Source organism: Shewanella profunda (genome assembly GCF_023283765.1).
Taxonomy (GTDB): domain Bacteria; phylum Pseudomonadota; class Gammaproteobacteria; order Enterobacterales; family Shewanellaceae; genus Shewanella; species Shewanella profunda.
Genome location: NZ_JAKILG010000027.1, coordinates 1 through 22,376, shown reverse-complemented (window position 1 = coordinate 22,376; position 22,376 = coordinate 1). Strand labels below are relative to the sequence as shown.

Here is a 22,376-nt window from a genome sequence, read left to right as displayed (position 1 = left end):
ATGCTAACCTAATAAATTATAGGTTAAATTACTTATCATTACTTTTTGTAACGAGTAGCAACGTTGTCTAGACGGTCGTTAGCACGTTTAGCTTCTGCTTGTGCGTCCATAGCTGCTGCTTTAGCATCTTTAACGTCTGCAGACAGTTTGCTTTGCTCAGATTTCAGAGAGCCGACATCAGCTGACAATTGATCAACTTTGTTGCCCAGAGTAGCAACGCTTTCTTCCAGAGCAGTAGTGTTTGCACAACCACCTAGCAGGGCAGTCATTGCTAAACCAGCAATCATCAGTACTTTTTTGTTCATTGTAAAAAATCCCTTAAAATAGGTTGGATTTGAATGTTTCGCCACTTTGTAATCGAAACTGCCTAATTATGACATAGCTATTTTAATTTGCTACGAATATTAATGGGTTTATCTACTATAGACATATAAATTTTTTTTTAAAGTATTTTTTATTGGTTATATCATCATTTTTGAACGGAAATTGGCGCTAATTTACCGTAAAATAGAGACGTATTTACAAAGTTGTTACTATTTGACTGTGCACACTATTCCACAGCATTCTGTTTATCACGTTTTAACTGATTAACTGCGTCGATTCTATGCATGTGGAGTATCTGTTTTATCTCTTCCCCTTGAAAGCCCGCTTTGATAATGGCGTTAATGTTGACATTAGTCGCGGCCGCAAAACATTGGCTGAGATATTCACCTTGCGGATAATCTCGATGTTCAAATCCTGTACGACCGCGCATATCTACGATGCAGGCTTGTACGAGTTGCTTTAGGCGCTCAGGTTTGCGCCAAAAATCGGCTTTATCAAATATTTTAATGATCGTTTCAGCCCTTAGTTCGAAGGCTTGATGCACATTTTGATGCTGATCACTGACAATTAATGCAAGATCTCTGAACTCATTAGGAACACGTAGACGTGCGCACAGATCTTTGATAATGGGCAGCCCCTTTTGTCCATGGCCATAATGTTTAGGCAAATTTTCTTTTGGACTTAACGCCTTACCTAGGTCGTGAACGAGTGCGGCAAAACGAACCGCTTTATCCTGCGTTAGTATCGCAGCTTGGGCTAATACCATTAAGGTATGCACACCAGTATCGATTTCTGGATGCCATTTCTCCGGTTGTGGGACGCCAAATAGGGCTTCTAGTTCTGGGAGCAGTACGTTAAGTGCACCACATTGACGTAATACCTCAAAAAATACCTCAGGGTTTGGGCCACTTAAGGTTTTATCGATTTCCTGCCAGACGCGTTCGGGCGTTAAGGCGTTTAACTCACCACTTTGGCTTATCTGCTGCATGAGCTGGAGTGTGCTTGGTGCGACTTGAAAACCTAAATGGTGAAATCGTGCGGCAAACCGCGCGACCCGCAATACTCTGAGTGGATCTTCAACAAATGCCTCGGAGACATGGCGCAATAGGCGTGCTTTGATATCTTCAATACCATTGAAAGGATCGTGTAGGTTGCCATCTTCATCTTGTGCAATAGCATTGATCGTCAGATCTCGCCTGAGTAAGTCTTGCTCAAGTGTGACATCTGGACTGGCATAGCAACTAAAACCACCATAGCCTAATCCAACTTTACGTTCAGTACGGGCGAGCGCATATTCTTGCTGAGTCGTTGGATGTAGGAATACGGGAAAATCTTTACCCACTTGGCGGTAACCCAGTTGCAGCATTTGCTCTGGTGTGGCGCCAACCACCATATAGTCTTTATCTTTGATAGGGAGATTGAGCAGGCTGTCACGTACAGCACCACCGACTAAGTATATTTTCACAGGTATGCTTCGGCTATGTGTCATAGTGGTAGCTTAACATGACCATAGCGGACAGAGATTAATCTAGCCCAGAAATTTATCTGCCATTTAGATGTCACATTGATGTTGCAGATGTTTTGACAATAGCACTAGGACGCTTTAACGTGAGCGTTATTTTTAGATAAGGATGATTGGTGGTATGTACAAGGCCTTTTATGGACTCAGTGATAACCCTTTTTCAATTGCACCCAATCCCCATTATTTGTTTTTGAGTGATAGGCACAGAGAGGCTTTAGCCCATTTAACCTATGGTTTAGGTGAAACGGGTGGTTTTGTGCTGTTAACAGGTGAAGTGGGGACGGGTAAAACAACGGTGTCTCGTTGTTTGCTTGGGCAATTGCCCGATAATACCGATACTGCATTTATCCTTAACCCCTCGCTTACTGAATTGGAATTATTAGCCACTCTCTGTGATGAGTTAAAGATCAGTTATGGAGAAAACCCTACACTCAAGCAGTTGACCGATCATTTAAGCCGCTTTTTACTCGCTAACCATGAGAAAGGCCGTAATACGGTACTGATTATTGATGAAGCTCAGCATCTACGACCTGAAGTGTTAGAGCAATTGCGGTTACTCACGAATCTTGAGACCGATACTAAAAAATTGTTACAGGTGATTTTGATTGGTCAACCTGAGCTGCAATTACTGCTGAAGCGCCAAGAATTAAGACAGCTAGCTCAACGCATTACTGCGCGTTACCATTTATTACCGCTAAATGAAGATGAAATTGCGCTTTATGTGTTACACCGTTTGCAGGTTGCTGGTCGATTTGAGCCACTGTTTACCCGTAAAGCGATTAAAGTGCTACAAAAATATAGTGGAGGAATTCCACGCCTAATTAACTTGCTCTGTGAGCGCGCTTTAATGGCTGGGTATGCACAATCCAGAGTGCCACTCGATCATCGTATGGTGAGGCAAGCCGCTGCTGAAGTTTTAGGTGAGGAAGAAAAGCAACAGAATAAATATCTATGGCCGACAGCTATCGTCACCACTCTCGCCATTGCCTTTGGCGTGTCCTATTGGCAGTTTACCGCCAATCAAAGCACTATGAGTGTCCAAGCTTCCACTCAGGAGATCCAACCACCTCTAGATGTTAGCGCCGTTGCCCAAGATACAAATAGCGAAACCAAGCAAAATCAGGTTTTAATTGAGCCGTCGAACACCCCACCTACAATCGCCAAACCCGATCCAAGCCAAAGAGTGTTAAATGAGGCAATAAATCAAAGTCGTCAAATCGATACAGCCTTTGCTGGATTATTCAGTGTTTGGGGTAAAGTGCCCTTTAAAGGCCTAACAGCCTGTCAATCGGCCATTGAGCAAGGGCTTTCCTGTTATCAACAACAGGGAAATTGGATGTCCCTTACACGGTTAAATTATCCTGCAGTAGTATATTTAGTAGATGATAATCAACAGGATTTTTACGGTGCAGTGCTTGCTGTTGATGGTGAACAATTACTTATGCAATTGGGTGAGCAACAACTGTGGGTAGATAAGGCGTGGTTTAATCAGCATTTTAGCGGTACCTTTGAGATTTTATGGCAGGCACCTAGTTTACCTATGATGGAGATCAGCCAAAAGTCGAGCCTAGGACAACTTCAGTGGTTGGAAAATGCGCTTGCCCATGTGGGTAATCGTAATGCGAGAAGGGTAATCCAGTTTGATCTTAAATTAGAAAATGATCTTAAGGCTTTTCAAAGTCAGCATGGCTTGAAGGCCGATGGTATTGCAGGAACCCAAACATTAGTGAGACTGAACTTGTATTTAAGTGAGCAAGGCCCGCGTTTAACCGATAATGGAGCACATGGCTAATGTCCATTCTACTCGATGCGGTAATGCGTAATAAGCAACAACAGTTATCTCCTTTACCCGATGCCGTGTTAACGCCGCGGACAAATTATCCTGAGTCCCGCAAGGCTAGCATCCCTCTGGCTAAACTGTCGCTATTAGCGTTGGCAGTTGCCATTGGGGTTGGGATAGCTTGGGGTGTGAGTGTGTTAGAGCAAGGTGATAAGTCTTTACAGCCGATGACAGGTGTTTTAGCTGGAGCTGCAACGGCCATAAAGCCAACTACCCGAGAGGTAACTCAACAGGCTAATTTATCCTCTGTAAATCCACAACAAACCGTATCACCAATTGAAGTACCAGAGAGTGAAGTTGTCGATGCAAATTCGACTGGAGTTCGGTTAGCGGGAAAAGTCGCGTTGCCAAGGGCACAGGAGTTACCACAGGTCGGCAGTATGCAGACAGGGCAAGTTTTACCCGTTACAACTGGAGTTGTAAACAATCAACAGCGTGATCCAAGCTATGATGATTATCTTGCTACCTCGGCACAGGTTGACGCTAATACTCGCACTGCACCGAAACCAAGTACAGACGATAGTAATACGTTAAATCAATTTGATCAGCCTGAATATCAAGAGATGCAAGAGCCGATTATATTGGGGGCAAATCCTAATCGTCAGGGGTTGGCGCAACTGGAAGCGTTACGTCAGCAGGTGAGTGCCGCTGCCGTAGATGTCGGGCTGGAAACTAACCAGAGTCGTAAAGATGATGAATTAGTCTCTACATTTCAGGATGCGTTGAAAAATGTAGAATACAGCAATGCGGCTAAAACCCCAGTGACTAAACCTAAGTTAGATCCTATCCCCAAACAAGAGGGAGATGATATTCCTAAATATGGTCAGTTACCTGCAGGATTACAACTACAAGTACCTGAATTTAATATCGTTGCTCATGTATATTCCACGGACCCTAACAAACGCTGGTTAAATGTGGACGGCGCGGAATTACAAGAAGGGGATATGATTGGTGGAAAATTGACAATAGTTTCTATCCGTCCAAGGGATGTAGTGTTAGACATTCAAGGAACACAATTTAAGGTGCCAGCTATTTAAGTGATACCCCAGAGTAAATAGAAAAGGCGCCGAGAGGCGCCTTTTGCTTATGTGATAGGTAGTCGCATAATTATGAATATTTATTGAGCGAAAAACTGATAAGCCAAGAATAAGGTCAGGCAGTAACCTAGGCTATAGCATAGGAACAAAGCAGGCACGTATTTCAAGTAACTGACGAATGTCAATTCTTTCACTTTACTCATCGCGACTATTCCCGCAGCAGAACCTATGACAAGTAAGGAGCCACCCACGCCTACGCTGTAAGTTAAACCAAGCCATTGTGGCGTACTCAGCACTGGTTCAGCTTTTAATAATGCAGCAGTTAATGGCACGTTATCGATTAAGGCTGAGCCCATACCCGCAACAAAGTTGGAAATATTCGGATTAAACATAGCATATGCTTCAGTCAGCATATCTAAGGTGCCAATTTCTTTAAGCATACCAACAAGCAGTAAGATACCTAAGAAGAACAATAAGGTGTCATATTCAACTTGACGAATATATTCAAGAATTTTGACTTCTTCTTTATCGCTGCGCGTAGTGTGACCAATGAGGAACATAACAGATAGACCCGTTAGGAATGTCAGTACTGGTGGGATCCCAAAGAGAATATTGAGTAACATGGTCATTAAAATGGTGCAGAAGAATACCAGAGCAATCAGCACATCAACCGTTTGATAGGTATGTGTGATAGGTGTTGTGCTCACAACACCTTCGGCCTTAAGTGAAAACAAGGTTGCCAGCAAAATAACGCTAAGGGCAGAGGGAATAAACAGTATCAATAGCTCGGACATATGCACATGTCCGCCTAAGAAAATCATCAAAGTGGTAACATCACCGGTGATTAATGCAACACCACCAGAGTTGACTGCGAAAATAATCAATACCGCCATTCTACGACGCATTTGCTTATCGAGTTTAAAGGTCGTTAATAAGCCAAGGGATACTAATGTGGCTGTGACATTATCGCAAAATGCCGATAATACCAGTGCAAATAAGGCGACTTGGATCATCAACATTCGTACTGAGACTTTTTGCGGAAACAGCTTTTGTACCATGATTTGGATCATGCCTTTTGCGTTCAGGTACGCGACAAAGGTCATCGTTGACATCAGAAACAGCCAAAGAGTGGCAATTTCAAGCAAGTTTTCATTGAGTTGATGGGCAATAATTTTCTCATGGTCAGGATCACCAGCAGCCATAAACAGCGCTACCCAAGAAATACAGCCAAAGAATAAGGTGGTTTTTGCTTTATTAAGGTGGGTGACTTCTTCGAAAATAATACTGAGCAGGGCGAGCACGGCCAGTATGATGAGAAAGGTATTTAACATAACTGCAATTCCAACTGCTGTTTTTAATGTCGTAGCAGGCCAAAGGCAAGCGATTGATTGGCGTTTTCAAGGCTAAATTAAGCTTGCCGTGTTAACGCGTGCGGATCAGAACATAATGGGGGAAATAACGCAACTGCTGGCTATAACTCAATTCTTGGTTGTTTTGTGACATGTATCGCGTGGATATTGGTTGCTTTCTGGTGTTTTGCACTGAAATGTAGCCATTAAAAATGGTGTTTTGGTATTTTGTGCTGGATGCGGTTTGTGTGTAAAGCGAGAACTACGATTAAAGTCTAAGTCGTTGGTTAGTGATTTCTCAATTAATGTTTCTTAATTCGAGCTACTTTTCTGATGCAGTTAAAAAGGGACGCATTAGCGTCCCTTTATTCTGTTGTCTAAGTGGTTCAGGAAATTAGCTTGCGGCTTTCATATTTGCTAATACGCGGTCAGCCGCTTCTAAGGTTAAGCGCATTTCTTCTTCGCCATGGGCCATAGAGAGGAACCCGGCTTCATAGGCGCTCGGTGCTAAGTAAACACCTTCGTCTAACATGCCGTGGTAAAAAATACGGAACTGTTCGATGTTACATTGGGTCACTTGGTCAAAACGGGTGATCTCCGGTTGTTCTGTGAAGAAGAAACCGAACATGCCACCAACATAGTTGATAGCCATTGGAATACCGTGCTTATCCGCTGCTGCTTTAAAGCCTTCAGCAATGCGTTTGGTTTTCGCGCTTAGTTCTTCGTATAGACCTTCCTCACACAACGCGTCCATTTGTGCCAGACCCGCTGACATTGCAATTGGGTTACCAGATAACGTACCCGCTTGGTAAACCGGACCCGTAGGTGCTATAAATTGCATCACATCTTTACGGCCACCGAAAGCACCCACTGGCATACCGCCACCAATGACTTTGCCGAGTGTCGTTAAGTCTGGCGTTACGCCGTAGTAACCTTGAGCGCCACTTCGTGATACGCGAAAACCTGTCATCACTTCATCAATGATCATTAAGGCGCCGAACTCATCACAAATATCACGCAGACCTTGAAGGAAACCTGGGATAGGTGGAATGCAGTTCATATTGCCAGCAACGGGCTCGATGATGATGCAAGAAATCTCAGTTGGATACTGCTCAAACAGGGTTCTAACAGAATCTAAGTCGTTATACACAGCGGTTAGGGTGTGTTTGGCGAAATCTTCAGGTATACCCGGTGAGCTAGGTTGGCCTAAGGTTAAAGCACCAGAACCTGCCTTGACTAACAGGCAGTCTGCGTGGCCGTGGTAGCAGCCTTCAAATTTTAAGATCTTGTCACGATTGGAAAAACCGCGCGCTAAACGGATAGCACTCATAGTGGCTTCAGTGCCTGAGCTCACCATGCGTACTTGTTCGATAGAAGGCACCATAGAGATGACTTTCTCGGCCATTTGCACTTCAAGCTCGGTTGGCGCACCAAAAGACAAGCCATTTTCCACCGCCGCTAATACGGCTGCACGGATTTTAGGATGGTTGTGGCCGAGGATCATCGGGCCCCAAGAACCGACATAGTCGATATAAGCTTTACCATCGGCATCGTAAATATAAGCGCCGTTGGCTTTTTCAATAAACAGAGGCGAACCGCCTACACCATTAAATGCACGAACCGGAGAGTTAACACCGCCGGGGATGGTTTTTTTAGCCTGTTCAAATAGCGCTTCGGAACGGGTCATGTTTAGTCCTTAAAGTCTGTAGCCAATTAGCGATCGGCTTTACGTGAATACCAATTAACCGGACACTCATATTTTTCGAGTTGCGTATCAACGCCGAGTGTCAATGCAAACAAAGCCATGCGAATTAACAGCCCATTGTCCGCCTGTCTAAAGATGGCAAGGTTAGGATGGCTGTTCAAATCATTGTCTAACTCATTGGCTTGCGCGCGTGAATCCCTTGGAAGCGGATGCATAATGACAGTGTTAGATTTGCAATGCTGAGTGTAAATACTGCGATTTAAGCGGAACTTGCCGCGATATTTATTCGCTTCGTCCTGTGAAGGAAAGCGCTCTTCTTGAATGCGGGTTAGATATAGGATATCTGCTTTATCTAAATGGCCTTCAAGTTGGTCTGTTATTTTGATGCTATGGCCAGCATTTTCAATGTCGGAGATCACATAGTCTGGCATTGCTAATTCAGCCGGTGAAATTAGCGTGAAGCTGATGTTTTTATACATGCAGAGTAAACGTGACAGTGAATGTACCGTACGGCCAAATTTTAAATCACCCACCATAGCGATATGCATGCCATCTATGCCGCGGCCCGCACACTTGAGTTCTTTTTGGATAGTGAACAGATCGAGTAAAGCTTGGGTCGGGTGTTCGTTCGAGCCATCACCACCGTTGATGACTGGGACGCGGCTGCCTTCGGCAAACTCTTTTGCAGAGTAAGAGTCAGGATGGCGCATGGCAATCACATCGGAATAGGTGGATAGCACCCGAGCCGTGTCATACAGAGACTCACCCTTAGACAGAGATGATGAGGCCATTCCTGTGGTTTCACGTACATGACCGCCAAGTAAATTAAAGGCGCAGCCAAAACTCACGCGGGTACGGGTACTGGGTTCGAAAAACAGATTACCTAAAATGGCGCCATCGAGCACATTATTGCGCTTCTCTCGAAGAGCGTAGGGCATCATGCGGCTAGCGACATTAAAAATAGTTTGGATTGAGTCAAGGTTTAACTGGTTTACGGAGAGGATATGAGATCCTTCGAACTGATTCATCAGCCTGTTTTCCAATTGCTAGGGGGCATTTTAAGCTGCGTTATCGCGCTTATTTGCCCTGATGTTATGTAGGGTGGCTGAGGCGCGATTGTAGCAGATGCACAGTGGCAACGAAATAGCCCATTGTCACTGTGTTAGATTTTTGCGATAAAGCCATCGGTTTTGTGACTACAGTTCATTTCTCTGCTTAGGTTAGGCTTGGCCTGCTCGAATTTCCTGTTGTAGGTTCGACCAACTGATCACTCCAACCACATTATCGGCTGAACCTTGATAAATAAAAACTTCACCACTGCGGCTTGGTGACAATAATAAATAGGCTTCATTTAAGGTGACTGTATCGCTCAGACCTTGCATAGGATGACGTGACAGTGTGGTATTGTCATCGTAGGATTGCATTTCAAGGCTGAGCATTTCTATTGCACCATCCGCATTACGAACAAGTACTGGGCGGCCTTCGGCGCGTTTTAGCACTTCCAGTAATAATTCATCATTGTTATTGACGATTACAAAGCGTTTATCCATTAAGGCTCGTACGCCTTTTTTCTGCAGCGCTAGATTTACCGGTGCGACTTTGTAACCTAGCCCCATAATTTCTAATTGTTTAAAGAAAATGGAGTCGGTTTTAAAGCCTTGATAAGCGATCAAAAAGGCAGGGACTGTGACGAACATTGCTGGCAAAATAATGCTGGCATCATTGGTCATTTCTAATAGGGCGACTAAGGCTGCTAGTGGAGCACTTAAGCATACCCCCATCATAGCCGTCATGCCGATTACCGTATACAACCCCACATAGGGGGCGATGGATGGGAACATAATCGCACTTACTAAGGCTAAAATTGCCCCGATTAAGGCACCTATGCCGTAAAGCGGTCCAATTAAACCTCCTGGAATACCTAAGCCTATAGCCGCGACGGTCGCGATGATTTTAGCTGCCAGCAGGGCTATTAACAGTAATAAACTTGGGTGTTTACTAATGGCTTCACTGATGGCTAAATCCCCCGTACCCAATGCCTGAGGTAACACTAGGCCAATCAATGTTGTGATGCTTCCTGCAAGTAGTAGACGATAGATTAAGGGCCAGTTTTGACTTGTTGCTGTAACTTTAAGGAGTGAGTAATTGAAAAATGCTGCAGCACAGCCCAAAACAATTCCGCCAATGGCGAGAATAGGGTAGTGGTCTAAGGGAATGTGGATCACTTGAATACGGTCAAATTCGTGCACATTACCAAATATCAGTTGGCTTGAGACGGCTCCGCAAATCGCCGATAGCATAATCGGGAAAAAGTAATGGATTTTATATTCGCGCACTATCACTTCGAGTACAAAAATCACCGCGGCTAAGGGAGCGTTGAAGGTTGCTGCAATCCCAGCTGCTATGCCGCTGGCACACATGATACGTACACTGTTATCTGGGAGGTTAAATTTTTCTGCTAGTACACTAGCACTTACAGCACCGAGATGAATAGCTGGGCCCTCACGGCCGACGGAGAAATTAGTGCCTAGGGCAAAGAGCGCTTGAAAAAACTGCCCTGCGGCAGATTGCAGTGGGATCTTGCCATAGTGCAATTTAACTCTATGTAACACATAGGCAATTCCCATACGTCTGTAGCGTTTTGAGCCAAGTTTAGCCACTATCCAAATTAATATTGCCCCTAAAAGGGGTAACAGGGCTCGCCAGTCGGTGATGTTCCCCGTAAAATCCAACGTTTCGACTTGGGTATAATGATTGGCCCAGACGAGCATGAGTCGAAACAGCAGGATCACACTGGAAGCCAAAATAGCAAATAGCAATGCGAGTATGCACAGCTGGACGCTAATTTTAGCTTGGGATAAATGGTCACGTAGCTCATTTGCAAAGTATTTCTTAGCTGTGACTATGGCACGTTGAAACTTGACTTTATTTATCGTTAATTGCACTGCATTGGCCTGAGTTGTATTGTATCTAACTCGTCTTGAGTTGATTGTATTTTATATAAGGGGCTGTTACCTAATGCCAAATTATCATCGTTGGCTAGATCGGCTGCAAGGGATTGACAGCAAGTATCGTCCATCTTCAGTATATTTATTACTCTTAGTATTAGTTGCTTTTCTTTTAGGTGCTTGGGTAAGTTTTTGTATCTTGAGTAGCGACGAATCTGTAGTTAAACACATTGGCAGTAATAAATCCCAAAGGTTAACAGCAGAATTGGAAGAGCAGACTCAACTGCTCGCAACGCGAAATTTAGAGCTGTCCATTGAGCGTGAGGCGAATGCTCAAATGCAAGAGATGTTTGGGCAGCAAATAAAAAAGCAAAAAGAACTTGAGTATGAGTTAGCGTTTTATCGCAGTATTATGTCGCCAGAAGATAATGCTGAAGGTGTCGCCATTCATGGGCTTGAGATGACACAGGGCGCCTTAGCCGATGAATACAATCTAAAGTTGATCCTGACCCAGTTGCAAAAGCGTAAGCAAGCCATTCAAGGGCGCACGGAATTAACCCTAATCGGTGTGCAAGAGGGGAAATCTGTTGAGTTAAGTGTGAACAAACTCACGGGCTCTAAGCTTGAATTTGATTTTCGCTATTTTCAGGTCATAGATACCAAAGTGACAGTGCCAGCAGGCTTCAATTTATTGCAGGTAAAAGTGAAAGTTGTTGTCCCATCAAGCCGTTGGACGAAGAATTCACAGACAGAACATGTTTATAGCGTCCCTGAATTATTGCAGGGTGAAAAAGAACCGCGGGTAATACTTGAACAAAATAGTCAGGTAATGGATAATTTGCCCCAGAAAACTGATGTAAGAGGTAGTAATGACTGATCAAGCTGATGCAGCAATGCCAATCCAATTTACTGATGCGGCTGCCGCTAAGGTAAAAGGCTTGCTAGAAGAAGAGCAAAATCCTGCACTTAAGTTACGCGTTTATGTGACTGGTGGTGGATGTTCTGGATTTCAGTACGGCTTTACCTTTGATGAAAAGGTCAACGAAGGCGATTTTACAGTTGAAAAACAAGGTGTCCAATTAGTCGTCGACCCTATGAGTTTGCAGTATCTTGTGGGCGGTGAAGTCGATTACACCTCAGGACTCGAGGGTTCCCGCTTTTTTGTGAAAAACCCGAATGCGACAACGACCTGTGGTTGTGGAGCCAGTTTCTCCGTTTAAGCTTTGCTTATTTTATGCTAGCAGGGCGTTAAATCAGATTAAAAAAGCCGTCGCAATGACGGCATTTTTGTTTTTTTTTTTACTATATAACAATGAGCTAGTTCATAATATTTAGGTTTAACTTAGGTTTAAACCATGCTTTAACTTTGCCATTAAATGCTATCCACACTTGTATTAATGACAAAGCTATCAAGGCGATAAAAATCACATAGTCAGGGAGTTTCCCCTGCCATTCACCTAAATGTACCGTTGTTGGGCCTACAACTAAATTATCAGGATCGTATAGCATCACTGGCAACATACTGACTAAGGCTAACTGCACCAGAGTATAGCCACGTAACATGATAAGCCCAGCCTTCTGACGACCAATAATCGCAACTACCATAAACAGTGTTAATAGGCACAATAACACGCCTTGTTTGGCAATTAAGCCACTTACTGAAGCCGCAACATAAAGTAACAGCAGGGCAATCAAGCGTTTTGGCAAACATGTGTCCTTAGTCAGATCTATTGCTGGCGTTGGCGAAGGGGATTCTTGCTCGCTCATCGACATTCTCGCTTAACGGTTAATGCGATTAGTGGCTTTGTTTGGGCAGTAAACGCTGATCTAACTCGTAAGGGGGAATAACCACTCCTAAGTCGTCCTGTACAGGAAATACAGCAACAAACAGATCATCATCTTCCATGCCTGGCACCCATCTTTCATGCCATTCGTCATAGGGAATGGCTAACGTTTGGCAGTCGTTCCACTCATCCACAGCCCAAGATTCAGCGGCATCTTCCGTTGGCCACATAGGAATACAATCTTCGTCTTCGGTTGTTAGCATCACGCAGCCGTCCTGGTCCTGTAAGGTCCACAGTACTTTGTGTTCTTTGACTTGTTCAACGAGGTAATCGTAACGACCTTCTGGTGTCATTGCTGCTGTCTCAGCGAGGGTTTTAACAGTTTTGCTCATGAAATAGATCTCTTTACTCATATTCGCTTAGCTTAGATAAGCTTGGCATTGATTGGGCGGAATTTGTTGTACTGATTTACGCTCACCGATAAAGTGGCACAGCAAAAACTCGCGAGTTGGTTGAATGGTAACATTAGAGCGGAATTAGAAAAAGAACAACAGCGCCGAGAGGGCGCTGTTGTGTTGGATCTTCGGTTTTTATTCTGCCGGGCGGAAGTAACGATAGATAAAGCCCGCCAAAATGGCACCGACAATAGGTGCTACCCAAAATAGCCACAGTTGTGATACCGCCCAGTCACCGACAAACAGCGCAGGACCTGTGCTGCGAGCTGGGTTTACTGAGGTATTAGACACTGGAATACTGATAAGGTGAATTAAGGTTAAGCCTAAACCTATGGCAATCGGGGCAAAACCTTTGGGTGCGCGTTCATCGGTTGCACCTAAAATAATGATCAAGAAGAATAACGTCATAACGACTTCACAGATCATGACCGACAGCATGCTATAACCGCCTGGAGAGTGTTCAGCAAAACCGTTAGAGGCAAATCCGCCGGCGAGTGAAAATCCCTCTTGCCCAGAAGCGATGAGATACAAGATGCCAGCGCCTGCAATGCCACCCGCTACTTGGGCAATGATATACGGCAATAATTGTGCCGCCGGAAAACGTCCGCCAGCCCAAAGGCCCAATGACACCGCAGGGTTGAGATGACAACCTGAAATATGGCCAATGGCAAAGGCCATAGTGAGAACCGTTAATCCAAATGCTAGGGCCACGCCGAGTAAGCCTATACCCACCTCTGGAAATGCGGCGGCAAGTACTGCACTGCCACACCCACCAAGGACTAACCACAAGGTGCCAAGAAATTCCGCCGTCATTTTTTGTGACATATTCATCGATTGATTTCCTATTATTTTAAAGACGCTCGTTTTTTTAAAAGAGGCGTCTTTATTCCTAAATTGACTGTCTATTTGTAGATTTCATCTGAGTAGATGCTCAGATCAACATCGCGCAGTAGATAATCTTTTTCTTACAACCAGTTAGTTGTCGACTGCAGTGAGACAATGACCGAGAATTTGAGTTGTTTTAGGCTCATATCAGTATCAGCATTTACTATATCGAGACTAGATTAAGCTTCTATGACTCATATTTAACTGATTGATGCTTTAGTCATTGCTACTTCAACGATTAATAATAGATTGCTTTGAAATGACTGCTAATTTTCTTGAGCAATTTAGATAAGGAAAAGGGATAAGTGGTCAGTCTAGGCTTAAATGTAACAAGAGCTTCATTTAGAAGCTCTTGTTTCGGGTATCGTTCTAAACCTTTTAGGAAGGCAATAGCAATTATTTAGCGCTAAATCGTCCGCCGAGCACGGCTTCGCGGGAGGCGCCCGTAACAGCGGGGAGGTTGGCGGGTAAGCCTAACTGGTTACGCATGGCAAGCCATGCAAAGGCGATACCTTCGGCCCATTTAGGATCAACCCCAAGAGCGGAGGTTGTATCAAGTTTATAACCCGGTAACAGAGCCCTGAGACGCTGCATTAGTTGGGTGTTAAAGGCGCCGCCACCGCAGACAAACAGTTCTCCCTCAGGGGATAACTTGATGATGTCCCTAGCGATACTATGGCAAGTCAAATCTAATAGTGTCGATTGGATATCTTCTTCATCTAAATGATTGAAGGGCGATAGTTGTTGCTCTAACCAAGCTTGGTTAAATAATTCACGGCCTGTACTTTTAGGGTAAGCAAGCGAAAAATAAGGGTGAGATAATAGCTGAGCTAATAGGTCTGAGTCAGTTTTCCCCGATGCAGCCCATTCACCATCTCTATCGAAAGGCTCACTTTTCACCTGCTGGATCCACGCATCGATAAGGGTATTGCCTGGACCTGTATCGAAACCAAGCACATGCTCACTCGTTCCGGGAAGGTAAGTGACATTGGCGATACCACCGATATTCAAAATAATGCGTTTTTTGCCGATTTCGGCAAAGGTTTGCTGGTGGAATGCGGGTACTAAGGGCGCGCCTTGGCCGCCGAGGGCAATATCTTTACGGCGAAAATCAGCAATGACATCTATGCCTGTTTCGGTCGCAATGGTATTAGGATCGCCAATTTGCAATGTAAAGCCGACTTCAAGGTTTGGCATATGGCGCACAGTTTGGCCATGGCTACCAATGGCAATCACTTCTTCTTTCGCAATATTGCACTTTGCTAGCAGATTATTGACTGCCAGAGCAAATAATTGCCCTACGTTACGGTCTAACCGTCCAAGGCGGTTTATTTCATCGGCACCGGGTAAACATAAACGCTGTAGCCCTTTAAGCAAATGAGAGGGAATTGCCTCTGTATGACTACAAATTAGCTGTGACTGCGGGCCAGAAAAGTCGACTAATACCGCATCGACGCCGTCCATGCTAGTGCCTGACATAAGTCCAATATAATAAGCGTTTTTCATTGGGAGGGATTCGTCCGTCGGTTATTGCATGGCCAATTGCGTTTGTTTGTTTTGCGAAAGTGTAGTCATTAATTGTTTGCTGAGTGCATCGAATTGATTTTTTTCTTTTCTCGCAATTGATTCGGCTTTAGGCAAAGTGATCGTTCTTGGATTGCGGTGCACACCATTAACGATGAATTCGTAGTGTAGATGCGCTCCGGTAACACGTCCTGTTTTCCCTAAGGTTCCAACGATTTGGCCTTGCTTAACGTTTGCGCCTTTGCTGACATTACGTTTTGTGAGGTGTAAATATTTAGTAGTGTAAGTATCGTTGTGTTTAATAAACACATAGTTACCGTTAAATTGGTTATAGCCAGACTCGATCACGCGACCGCTACCCGCTGCTTTAATTGGTGTGCCGATAGCCGCAACATAATCAACGCCTCGGTGGGCTTTCACTTGCCCTGTCACAGGATGTAAACGCTTTGGATTAAAGTTTGAGCTGACATATTTAAAATCAACGGGCGAGCGCAGGAAGGCTTTGCGCATGCTAGTGCCATTTTCTGAGTAGTAGTTGCCATCGGTGTAACGGATTGCGGTATAACGCTCATCTTGGTTAACAAATTCCGCCGCTAAAATATTGCCATTACGCAAAAATTCTCCTTCGGCATATTCTTGTTCATAAATAATGGCAAAAGTGTCGCCTTTTCGCAGATCTAAGGCAAAGTCAATATCCCAACCAAATACTGTCGATAACTGCATGATTTGGTTAGCTGTCATTCCTGCATCAACGGCGGCATTCCAAAAGTTACTTTTGATTTGAGCGCTGGTGAAATGGGTGCGAATTTCCACATCCTTTTCAGAGATTTTCTCGTGGTATTGCCCTTGGTTTTTACTGATCACCAGTGTAGAAATCGCATTGATTCGGTAACGCACTTCAGTTAAATCACCCTTGGCATCCTTTGAAATAACAATTTCTTCGCCCGGCATAATCATGAGTAGATTTTGCTTTGCTATAGGTAACTGGGTTATTTCATAAACGTCTTTACTACTTAAGCCTGCGCGATCGAATACCGCAGCTAGGGTATCGCCATTTTTGACATTAAAATGTTCAACATCCCTGTGGTGCGCACTTTCAATGGATTCAGCAATTTGATTATTGGCATTTCCTGCGGCCAGAGCATCCGTCGAGGATAAAGGTTCTGCATTTGCGGGTGCATCACTCGGTTGACCTTCAATCGACTCTGGGCGTTGTGGTGAGCGAAAGGCTAAGGGCACATCATAACGGATGTTGGTTTGTGCTTGCCCATCTAGGCCTGTGGTTTGTCTTGAAGCTTGAGCTTCTTCAGAGGGCAGGAGCATGGTTATCATAGTGATAACAGAAAGAATGCTGAGGAGAATTTGATGCTTTTTAGGCAACAATTTAAATAACGTAATAACCTTTCCCATTGACACCGATACCGATAACCTGAAGCTTGAATAATCCCGTTAGTGTACACACTTTCAATTGTGCTGGCTAACAAGTAACATAAGTCTCCTCATTTTATGATCGTGGCCTTAGGAGTCCCTGCCGAGATGGCTGATTTAGACCAAGTATTAGCAGAAATTAGACGTGGTACCGATGAGATTTTACTCGAAGCGGATCTGCTGGAAAAACTGAAGGAAGGACGTCCACTGCGGATCAAATTAGGCGCAGATCCTACCGCTCCGGATATCCATCTTGGACATACAGTAATTTTAAATAAATTAAGATTATTCCAAAAGTTAGGTCATGAAGTCATTTTCTTAATTGGTGACTTCACCGGTATGGTCGGTGATCCTAGCGGTAAGAACAGCACACGTCCACCGCTGACCCGCGAGCAAGTATTAGCCAATGCAGAAACCTATAAAGAGCAGGTTTATAAGATCCTTGATCCTGCTAAGACCCGTATCGTATTTAACTCAAGCTGGTTAGAGCCATTGGGCGCTGCGGGTATGATCCGCCTCGCATCCAAGCAAACCGTTGCGCGCATGATGGAGCGCGATGACTTTAAGAAGCGTTATGCATCGGGTCAATCTATTGCTATCCATGAGTTTATGTACCCTTTACTTCAGGGTTATGATTCAGTTGCACTGCAGGCCGATGTTGAGCTTGGTGGGACAGATCAAAAGTTTAACCTATTAATGGGTCGTGAACTGCAAAAAGCCGAGGGTCAAAAGCCGCAAGCTGTGATTATGATGCCGCTGCTCGAAGGTTTAGACGGCGTGAAAAAAATGTCTAAATCGGCGCACAACTATATTGGTGTGAGCGAACCTGCCAACGAAATGTTTGGCAAGTTGATGTCGATTTCGGACGATTTAATGTGGCGCTACTTTGAACTGTTGTCATTCCGCCCTCTGGCTGAAATTGAACAGTTTAAGCAAGATGTGGCTAATGGTGCTAACCCTCGCGACACTAAAATTGCCTTAGCGAAGGAAATCATCACCCGTTTCCACGATGAAGCTTCTGCCGAAAGTGCTCACCAAGCCTTTGTCGATCGCTCTAAGGGCATGATCCCTGACGATATCGAAGAAATCGAGTTAGTTGCGGGTGAGGGGTTAGCGATTGCTAATTTATTGAAGGATGCGGACTTAGTGTCGTCGACTTCAGAGGCCATGCGGATGATTAAGCAAGGCGCGGTGAAGATGGACGGTGAAAAGCTGGATGATAGCCGTATGACGCTGCCAGTAGGTACAGTCGCCGTATTCCAAGTGGGTAAACGCAAGTTTGCTAAAGTGACTCTGGTTTAAGCCACAGAATTAGTTTAAACGAACAAAAAGAGCGCCTTAAGGCGCTCTTTGTTTTTAAGTTTTTTCACACCACAAGATTAAGGCGCAGTGTTAGCTTCATGCTTGGCGATATTACATCTGTCGGTGCCAAAGTACTGCGCATCACTGCATTTCCACGCCAGCTGCGCAGAATCCACCTGCCAATGTTTCGCATTTTTCTTAAGGGATACAATCAGCAACATTTGTGGCTGTTGTTTAGATATTTCGCTCATTTGGTAAGTCAGAATGCTGTCTTTATGAGTTTGGGTTCGCACTAAGGTAAATTGATTACCTGCGTATTGGCTACTAATTTTGCTTGGATCTTCTGCCCACGCTTGCTGTTGCTCCTGCGCAATACGTAATTGTTGATTGAAGTGATTAACAGGTTGAACGGCGTAGGAAACGATAATTGGTTGTTGTGCTTGTGCTTTGGGTGCCAAGATTAAGCCATAAAAGGCGATTAGGGCACATAATCCAAAAAACTTCATACATACCTCATTGCAACAATGCTGTAAATCTAGTGAATGCATAGCAATCTGGAGATTGATTCATTGTTAGCTTTGACCTGTGTCTTGGTCTCAAGTTTCAAGGAGGCACAAATTTTGTGATTACTGCATCGCCAATTGGTCTGACATGGTTTGGTAATCAATAAGATCGACATGTTCTGTCACTCTATGGTTGAGCATATCGAGCTTTAGACTGGTGACAGCGGGAATGGCTACATCGATAATTTTGCCAGGTTTGCCGAATTGTTCGCCGGGCCCTTTGAAGTGATAGTTGCCTATCATCACCACTAAAGAGCCTGCGTTATACATATGTTCTATGTTGAAGTCATACTCGAGCACGCCCTCATGGGCGCGCTCGAGAAAGTCGATGATAAAGCGGCCGCCAGTGTATTTACGGTTGGCGGTTTTATCGAAGAAGACGCTTTCGCGGTTATAGAATTTTCTGAGTGTCTTGTAGTCGTGCTCGGTTAGTGCATCCATGTACTTTACGGCTAGCTGTTGTTCCTGTGGCATTTCACCTGAGTTGGCTTGCGCCGCTGCAGGATTGAGGGCTGGAACAAAAATGAGGCACAAAATAAGACACAATATTCGCAAACTATTCCCTCTTAGTTTTGAGATCAAAGGCTGGTAGAGATAGATGCCATTTGATGGCGCTTAAGCGGATAACTAGGGCACTGGTCATCGCCAAAAACAGCGCCGTTTTTTCATTCATACCGTAGGCTAAACTGACGGTATAACCTATGCCACCAATGATTGAAGCCGTAGCATATATTTCTGTGCGTAATACCATAGGTATTTGTCTACAGAGCAAGTCTCGAATAATGCCTCCTCCGACGCCAGTGATCAAGCCCATCACGACAGCAATCATGCCACTCAAACCCATATTGAGGGCTTTTTCGGCACCAATCACAGTAAAAAGGGCTAATCCAAAGGCATCTGCGACAGGTAAAATGTACTCGGGCACCTTGCGAGGTCGACGGACCAATAGCAGACAGGCGAGCACGGTCGCGAGGATCACTATGATGTAATTAGGATCGCGGATCCAAAATACGGGTGTCGCACCAATCAGAGCATCGCGGATGCTACCGCCACCAATAGCGGTGACCGAGGCAAGGACTATTACGCCAAAAGGATCCATTCTATGGCGCCCTGCGGCGAGTGCGCCGGATAAGGCAAAAACGGCTGTGCCACATAAGTCAAAAAAGTAGATCCAATGAATCATTTACTCATCTCTTTGATATGGATATTTAAGGCATCCACGGAGATACGAATTTCAATCACAGATAAAATCAGTGAATACAGCAGTAGTAATAAGCTGGCACCGAAGATAACAGAGCCCGTTTTATTTAAACCAATATAGATAAAAATCATACATAAAACACACAGCGCAAAACTGGAAACACCTGCTTCTTGCATTCTTCGTATGATGCGGATCCGTTGGCTAAGATTTTTAATTTGATCTTTATGTACTGGCTTATCACCATTACTTAAGTTACGAATTAATGCAGCAAGAGCAAAAAATCGATTGGTATAAGCCAGTAGTAATAACGATATAGCGGGAAATAGCAACGCTGGGGTTGTTAATGAAACATGCATATTTTCGAACAAGAGGGTCTGCCTTTAACCAAGTGCTAAGGGAAACTGCATCATATCACAGGCTTTGTAACCAGCGTAAACCTGCCCATAACAGGGGAAGTACAATAACAAAACTAAACCATATGGTACTCGCGCGGGAGGTTAGTTGAATCGCTGAGGCAATATTGTTGTTGGTGGGCTGTGGCCCGTAGGTGATTTTGGCTACATCGATACGTTGACCTGAGAATTTTTGCGGCCCACCCAATTCAATATGTAAAATTCTGGCCACCAAATCCACACTGAGAATATAACCCCGTAAAGCAGGGTGATTTTTAGGTAAGCTAAAAAGCGTTGTCATCGCCTTAGGTCCACCCTGAATGGCAATGGATAGGCTCCAAAGCCACGCTGGAATTGCCAATAAAACAGTTGATAGACTATTGACTGTACTACAAAAATGTTGGTATTTCGGTTGTATTGGTGGCCAACTGAGTTCGAGCTGTTTAATCATGCGCACCGCAAGAACCATAGGCGCACCAGCTATTGCAAAAAAGAAAATCGTTGCAGCAATCCCGTAAATAGGCGCTGTGGCGAGTTTTTCTATCGTGGCTTTAGCCAGTCCGACCTCCGATAGATTATCTGTATCACGGACAACCCAGGGCTGGAGTAGTTTTTTGGCGCTTGCATTATCTTGGCGTTTTAGGGCCTTAGCGATTTCATCTGCCACTTGACTGAAACCTGCGTCACTGAGGCAGAGATAAAGTACTAAAAACTCAAAAAACCACGGGAAAGCGGCAAGTTCGAGTAAAAAGGTAATAATGGCCCAAAACGGAAATACCAACAGCAACATTGCTAAAAAGCCAGCGGTGGCTTGTTGGCTTGCAGGACGTTCTGAGCGATTCACTTTAGCCGCGAGCTGTTTGGCTAAATGGGTAAACCAAATAAGCGGCTGCATTTCCCGCGGTAAAGGTGCTAAACGTGCGAGTAGTAAAGCACAAAAAAGTATCAAAAAGCCTTCAAACAAAGCACCATCAATCTCAATAAGTCGTTGATAAAAAGAACTGTGCATTCGATACTTTTCCGCCTAGGGGACTATTCTAGATTGACTATTTTAGCTGCTCAAGCAGCAGCATCACCATTAGCGCTGAATGGTAACCCGCTTTGACGATATAGGAATCAAAATCAACGGGTGAATCATTATTGGCGTTATCCGACAGTGAGCGGATAACCACAAATGGCACACCAAACTGATGACACACTTGGGCAATTGCAGCGCCTTCCATTTCGCAGGCAGCCATAGTCGGGAAGTTTTTCAACATGGCTTGGGTGCGAATTGGATCGCAAATAAAGCTGTCGCCAGTGCAGATTAAACCTTCAATCGCTTTGACTTCACCCAGTTGGGCAATGGCTTTGTTGGCGGCTTCAACTAAATGTGCGGCAGGGATAAATGCAGCAGGTTGCTGTGCCATTTGACCAATTTCATAACCAAAGGCGGTGACATCCACATCGTGGTGGCGCACTTCGGAAGAAATCACGATATCGCCAATCGCCAGCGTATCAACAAAACCACCGGCAGATCCTGTGTTGATCACCGCATCCGGCGCATATTTTTCGATAAGTAGTGTTGTCGCAATACTTGCGGCCACTTTACCAATACCTGAGCGAGTCACGACAACGTCTTTACCCGCGAGGGTGCCTGAAATAAATTCAATACCAGCAATCGTTTGCGATGTTGCATTTGTCATGGCGGCGATCAGGTGAGCGACTTCTGGCTCCATTGCGCCAATAATTCCAATTTTCATGGGAGACCTTTTTGATTCAATACTTAAAGAGTGGGACACGAGAATGCTGGCTAATATACCACACAGTTTTATGCAGTCGTTATGGCGAGGTTTGGATTGGTTGATAATCGTGGGATAAAAAGCCGGGAAGGGTTAACGAAAAAAAGCGCGCACCCTAAGATGCGCACTTGTTATCTATGAATGCCAGAAGCGGCTTAATTACTACCGGAAAACGATAGCGGTAAAACGGTTTTTACAGATAAACAAATTTGCGCTTAGTCTAAGTAACCTGAACTCGGGATAAGAAAATTTGAACTAATAGCCCTCCAAGTGATCGGATCTTTCGACCAAGAGAAACCCCATCACACCGGAGGGCCTATGCATAAATTAGTGGAA

22 protein-coding genes are annotated in these 22,376 nt (G+C 44.5%); 5 read left to right on the top strand and 17 right to left on the bottom strand.

Annotated elements, in window-relative coordinates; genetic code table 11:
* Positions 1 to 38: 38 nt before the first annotated feature.
* Positions 39 to 305, bottom strand: a complete 267-nt coding sequence (locus tag L2744_RS13355) for an Lpp/OprI family alanine-zipper lipoprotein (protein ID WP_011790319.1) — start codon at positions 303 to 305, stop codon at positions 39 to 41.
* 245 nt (positions 306 to 550) lie between these two features.
* Positions 551 to 1,789: a multifunctional CCA addition/repair protein gene (locus L2744_RS13350; RefSeq protein WP_248992367.1), complete on the bottom strand. Its 1,239-nt coding sequence runs from the start codon at positions 1,787 to 1,789 to the stop codon at positions 551 to 553.
* 178 nt (positions 1,790 to 1,967) lie between these two features.
* On the opposite strand from L2744_RS13350, the gene L2744_RS13345 reads away from it, so the two are divergent.
* Both L2744_RS13345 and L2744_RS13340 read left to right on the top strand, forming a co-directional pair.
* Positions 1,968 to 3,638, top strand: a complete 1,671-nt coding sequence (locus L2744_RS13345) for an ExeA family protein (protein WP_248992366.1) — start codon at positions 1,968 to 1,970, stop codon at positions 3,636 to 3,638.
* The gene (locus L2744_RS13340; RefSeq protein ID WP_248992365.1) at positions 3,638 to 4,723 is read left to right on the top strand and encodes a general secretion pathway protein GspB; all 1,086 of its coding nucleotides are present in this window, start codon (positions 3,638 to 3,640) and stop codon (positions 4,721 to 4,723) included. Before L2744_RS13345 ends, L2744_RS13340 begins: the two co-directional genes overlap by 1 nt.
* A gap of 80 nt (positions 4,724 to 4,803) precedes the next feature.
* Here the strand turns inward: L2744_RS13340 and nhaD are convergent, their stop codons facing one another.
* The 4 genes from nhaD to L2744_RS13320 form a co-directional block, all read right to left on the bottom strand.
* Positions 4,804 to 6,054 (bottom strand): sodium:proton antiporter NhaD, encoded by a 1,251-nt coding sequence (gene nhaD / locus L2744_RS13335; RefSeq protein WP_248992364.1) that lies wholly within the window; start codon positions 6,052 to 6,054, stop codon positions 4,804 to 4,806.
* A gap of 412 nt (positions 6,055 to 6,466) precedes the next feature.
* Positions 6,467 to 7,759 (bottom strand): glutamate-1-semialdehyde 2,1-aminomutase, encoded by a 1,293-nt coding sequence (gene hemL / locus L2744_RS13330; RefSeq protein WP_248992363.1) that lies wholly within the window; start codon positions 7,757 to 7,759, stop codon positions 6,467 to 6,469.
* A gap of 26 nt (positions 7,760 to 7,785) precedes the next feature.
* A complete protein-coding gene (locus L2744_RS13325) occupies positions 7,786 to 8,805 on the bottom strand; it encodes an aspartate carbamoyltransferase (protein WP_248992362.1) in 1,020 nt (339 codons plus the stop codon).
* Positions 8,806 to 8,997: 192 nt separating this feature from the next.
* On the bottom strand, positions 8,998 to 10,722 hold the full coding sequence (locus tag L2744_RS13320) for a chloride channel protein (RefSeq protein ID WP_248992361.1): 1,725 nt from the start codon (positions 10,720 to 10,722) through the stop codon (positions 8,998 to 9,000).
* Positions 10,723 to 10,795: 73 nt separating this feature from the next.
* On the opposite strand from L2744_RS13320, the gene L2744_RS13315 reads away from it, so the two are divergent.
* Positions 10,796 to 11,602 (top strand): DUF6776 family protein, encoded by an 807-nt coding sequence (locus L2744_RS13315; protein WP_248992360.1) that lies wholly within the window; start codon positions 10,796 to 10,798, stop codon positions 11,600 to 11,602.
* Positions 11,595 to 11,945: an iron-sulfur cluster insertion protein ErpA gene (gene erpA / locus L2744_RS13310; RefSeq protein ID WP_248992359.1), complete on the top strand. Its 351-nt coding sequence runs from the start codon at positions 11,595 to 11,597 to the stop codon at positions 11,943 to 11,945. The genes L2744_RS13315 and erpA overlap by 8 nt, the downstream gene beginning before the upstream one ends.
* Before the next feature lie 97 nt (positions 11,946 to 12,042).
* On the opposite strand, the gene L2744_RS13305 is transcribed toward erpA, so the two are convergent.
* The 5 genes from L2744_RS13305 to L2744_RS13285 form a co-directional block, all read right to left on the bottom strand.
* Positions 12,043 to 12,492: a hypothetical protein gene (locus tag L2744_RS13305; protein ID WP_248992358.1), complete on the bottom strand. Its 450-nt coding sequence runs from the start codon at positions 12,490 to 12,492 to the stop codon at positions 12,043 to 12,045.
* Positions 12,493 to 12,520: 28 nt separating this feature from the next.
* Entirely contained in the window at positions 12,521 to 12,901 is a 381-nt protein-coding gene (locus L2744_RS13300) for a DUF2750 domain-containing protein (protein ID WP_248992357.1), read from the bottom strand.
* Between the two features lie 198 nt (positions 12,902 to 13,099).
* Positions 13,100 to 13,795, bottom strand: coding sequence for an aquaporin Z (gene aqpZ / locus L2744_RS13295; RefSeq protein WP_248992356.1), 696 nt, complete (start codon positions 13,793 to 13,795; stop codon positions 13,100 to 13,102).
* A gap of 450 nt (positions 13,796 to 14,245) precedes the next feature.
* The gene (locus L2744_RS13290) at positions 14,246 to 15,355 is read right to left on the bottom strand and encodes an anhydro-N-acetylmuramic acid kinase (RefSeq protein WP_248992355.1); all 1,110 of its coding nucleotides are present in this window, start codon (positions 15,353 to 15,355) and stop codon (positions 14,246 to 14,248) included.
* Between the two features lie 21 nt (positions 15,356 to 15,376).
* Positions 15,377 to 16,783 (bottom strand): peptidoglycan DD-metalloendopeptidase family protein, encoded by a 1,407-nt coding sequence (locus tag L2744_RS13285; protein ID WP_248992354.1) that lies wholly within the window; start codon positions 16,781 to 16,783, stop codon positions 15,377 to 15,379.
* Positions 16,784 to 16,909: 126 nt separating this feature from the next.
* On the opposite strand from L2744_RS13285, the gene tyrS reads away from it, so the two are divergent.
* On the top strand, positions 16,910 to 18,103 hold the full coding sequence (gene tyrS / locus L2744_RS13280; RefSeq protein WP_248992353.1) for a tyrosine--tRNA ligase: 1,194 nt from the start codon (positions 16,910 to 16,912) through the stop codon (positions 18,101 to 18,103).
* Positions 18,104 to 18,180: 77 nt separating this feature from the next.
* Here tyrS and L2744_RS13275 read toward each other — a convergent pair whose 3' ends face one another.
* The 6 genes from L2744_RS13275 to L2744_RS13250 all read right to left on the bottom strand — a co-directional run bounded on the left by L2744_RS13275 (position 18,181) and on the right by L2744_RS13250 (position 22,001).
* On the bottom strand, positions 18,181 to 18,609 hold the full coding sequence (locus L2744_RS13275) for a hypothetical protein (protein WP_248992352.1): 429 nt from the start codon (positions 18,607 to 18,609) through the stop codon (positions 18,181 to 18,183).
* A 120-nt stretch (positions 18,610 to 18,729) separates the two neighbouring features.
* Positions 18,730 to 19,221 (bottom strand): nuclear transport factor 2 family protein, encoded by a 492-nt coding sequence (locus L2744_RS13270; RefSeq protein ID WP_248992351.1) that lies wholly within the window; start codon positions 19,219 to 19,221, stop codon positions 18,730 to 18,732.
* A gap of 1 nt (position 19,222) precedes the next feature.
* Complete coding sequence (locus tag L2744_RS13265) at positions 19,223 to 19,849, bottom strand: trimeric intracellular cation channel family protein (protein ID WP_248992350.1); 627 nt, start codon at positions 19,847 to 19,849, stop codon at positions 19,223 to 19,225.
* Positions 19,846 to 20,223 (bottom strand): DUF2721 domain-containing protein, encoded by a 378-nt coding sequence (locus L2744_RS13260; RefSeq protein WP_248992400.1) that lies wholly within the window; start codon positions 20,221 to 20,223, stop codon positions 19,846 to 19,848. The genes L2744_RS13265 and L2744_RS13260 overlap by 4 nt, the downstream gene beginning before the upstream one ends.
* Positions 20,224 to 20,278: 55 nt before the next feature.
* A complete protein-coding gene (locus tag L2744_RS13255; RefSeq protein ID WP_248992349.1) occupies positions 20,279 to 21,268 on the bottom strand; it encodes a cobalamin biosynthesis protein CobD/CbiB in 990 nt (329 codons plus the stop codon).
* A gap of 37 nt (positions 21,269 to 21,305) precedes the next feature.
* Positions 21,306 to 22,001 carry a 5'-methylthioadenosine/adenosylhomocysteine nucleosidase gene (locus tag L2744_RS13250; RefSeq protein ID WP_248992348.1) on the bottom strand — a complete coding sequence of 232 codons (696 nt, stop codon included), beginning with the start codon at positions 21,999 to 22,001 and terminating at the stop codon, positions 21,306 to 21,308.
* Positions 22,002 to 22,376: the final 375 nt, after the last annotated feature.

Excerpts from the sequence above, each read along its gene's own strand:
- hemL (WP_248992363.1), bottom strand. The coding sequence starts at position 7,759 with ATGACCCGTTCCGAAGCGCTATTTGAACAGGCTAAAAAAACCATCCCC.
- L2744_RS13300 (WP_248992357.1), bottom strand. The coding sequence starts at position 12,901 with ATGAGCAAAACTGTTAAAACCCTCGCTGAGACAGCAGCAATGACACCA.
- L2744_RS13250 (WP_248992348.1), bottom strand. The coding sequence starts at position 22,001 with ATGAAAATTGGAATTATTGGCGCAATGGAGCCAGAAGTCGCTCACCTG.
- L2744_RS13305 (WP_248992358.1), bottom strand. The coding sequence starts at position 12,492 with ATGAGCGAGCAAGAATCCCCTTCGCCAACGCCAGCAATAGATCTGACT.
- L2744_RS13265 (WP_248992350.1), bottom strand. The coding sequence starts at position 19,849 with ATGATTCATTGGATCTACTTTTTTGACTTATGTGGCACAGCCGTTTTT.
- L2744_RS13290 (WP_248992355.1), bottom strand. The coding sequence starts at position 15,355 with ATGAAAAACGCTTATTATATTGGACTTATGTCAGGCACTAGCATGGAC.
- L2744_RS13260 (WP_248992400.1), bottom strand. The coding sequence starts at position 20,223 with ATGCATGTTTCATTAACAACCCCAGCGTTGCTATTTCCCGCTATATCG.
- nhaD (WP_248992364.1), bottom strand. The coding sequence starts at position 6,054 with ATGTTAAATACCTTTCTCATCATACTGGCCGTGCTCGCCCTGCTCAGT.
- L2744_RS13355 (WP_011790319.1), bottom strand. The coding sequence starts at position 305 with ATGAACAAAAAAGTACTGATGATTGCTGGTTTAGCAATGACTGCCCTG.
- L2744_RS13315 (WP_248992360.1), top strand. The coding sequence starts at position 10,796 with ATGCCAAATTATCATCGTTGGCTAGATCGGCTGCAAGGGATTGACAGC.
- L2744_RS13325 (WP_248992362.1), bottom strand. The coding sequence starts at position 8,805 with ATGAATCAGTTCGAAGGATCTCATATCCTCTCCGTAAACCAGTTAAAC.
- aqpZ (WP_248992356.1), bottom strand. The coding sequence starts at position 13,795 with ATGAATATGTCACAAAAAATGACGGCGGAATTTCTTGGCACCTTGTGG.
- tyrS (WP_248992353.1), top strand. The coding sequence starts at position 16,910 with ATGGCTGATTTAGACCAAGTATTAGCAGAAATTAGACGTGGTACCGAT.
- L2744_RS13345 (WP_248992366.1), top strand. The coding sequence starts at position 1,968 with ATGTACAAGGCCTTTTATGGACTCAGTGATAACCCTTTTTCAATTGCA.
- L2744_RS13340 (WP_248992365.1), top strand. The coding sequence starts at position 3,638 with ATGTCCATTCTACTCGATGCGGTAATGCGTAATAAGCAACAACAGTTA.
- erpA (WP_248992359.1), top strand. The coding sequence starts at position 11,595 with ATGACTGATCAAGCTGATGCAGCAATGCCAATCCAATTTACTGATGCG.
- L2744_RS13285 (WP_248992354.1), bottom strand. The coding sequence starts at position 16,783 with ATGGGAAAGGTTATTACGTTATTTAAATTGTTGCCTAAAAAGCATCAA.
- L2744_RS13255 (WP_248992349.1), bottom strand. The coding sequence starts at position 21,268 with ATGCACAGTTCTTTTTATCAACGACTTATTGAGATTGATGGTGCTTTG.
- L2744_RS13275 (WP_248992352.1), bottom strand. The coding sequence starts at position 18,609 with ATGAAGTTTTTTGGATTATGTGCCCTAATCGCCTTTTATGGCTTAATC.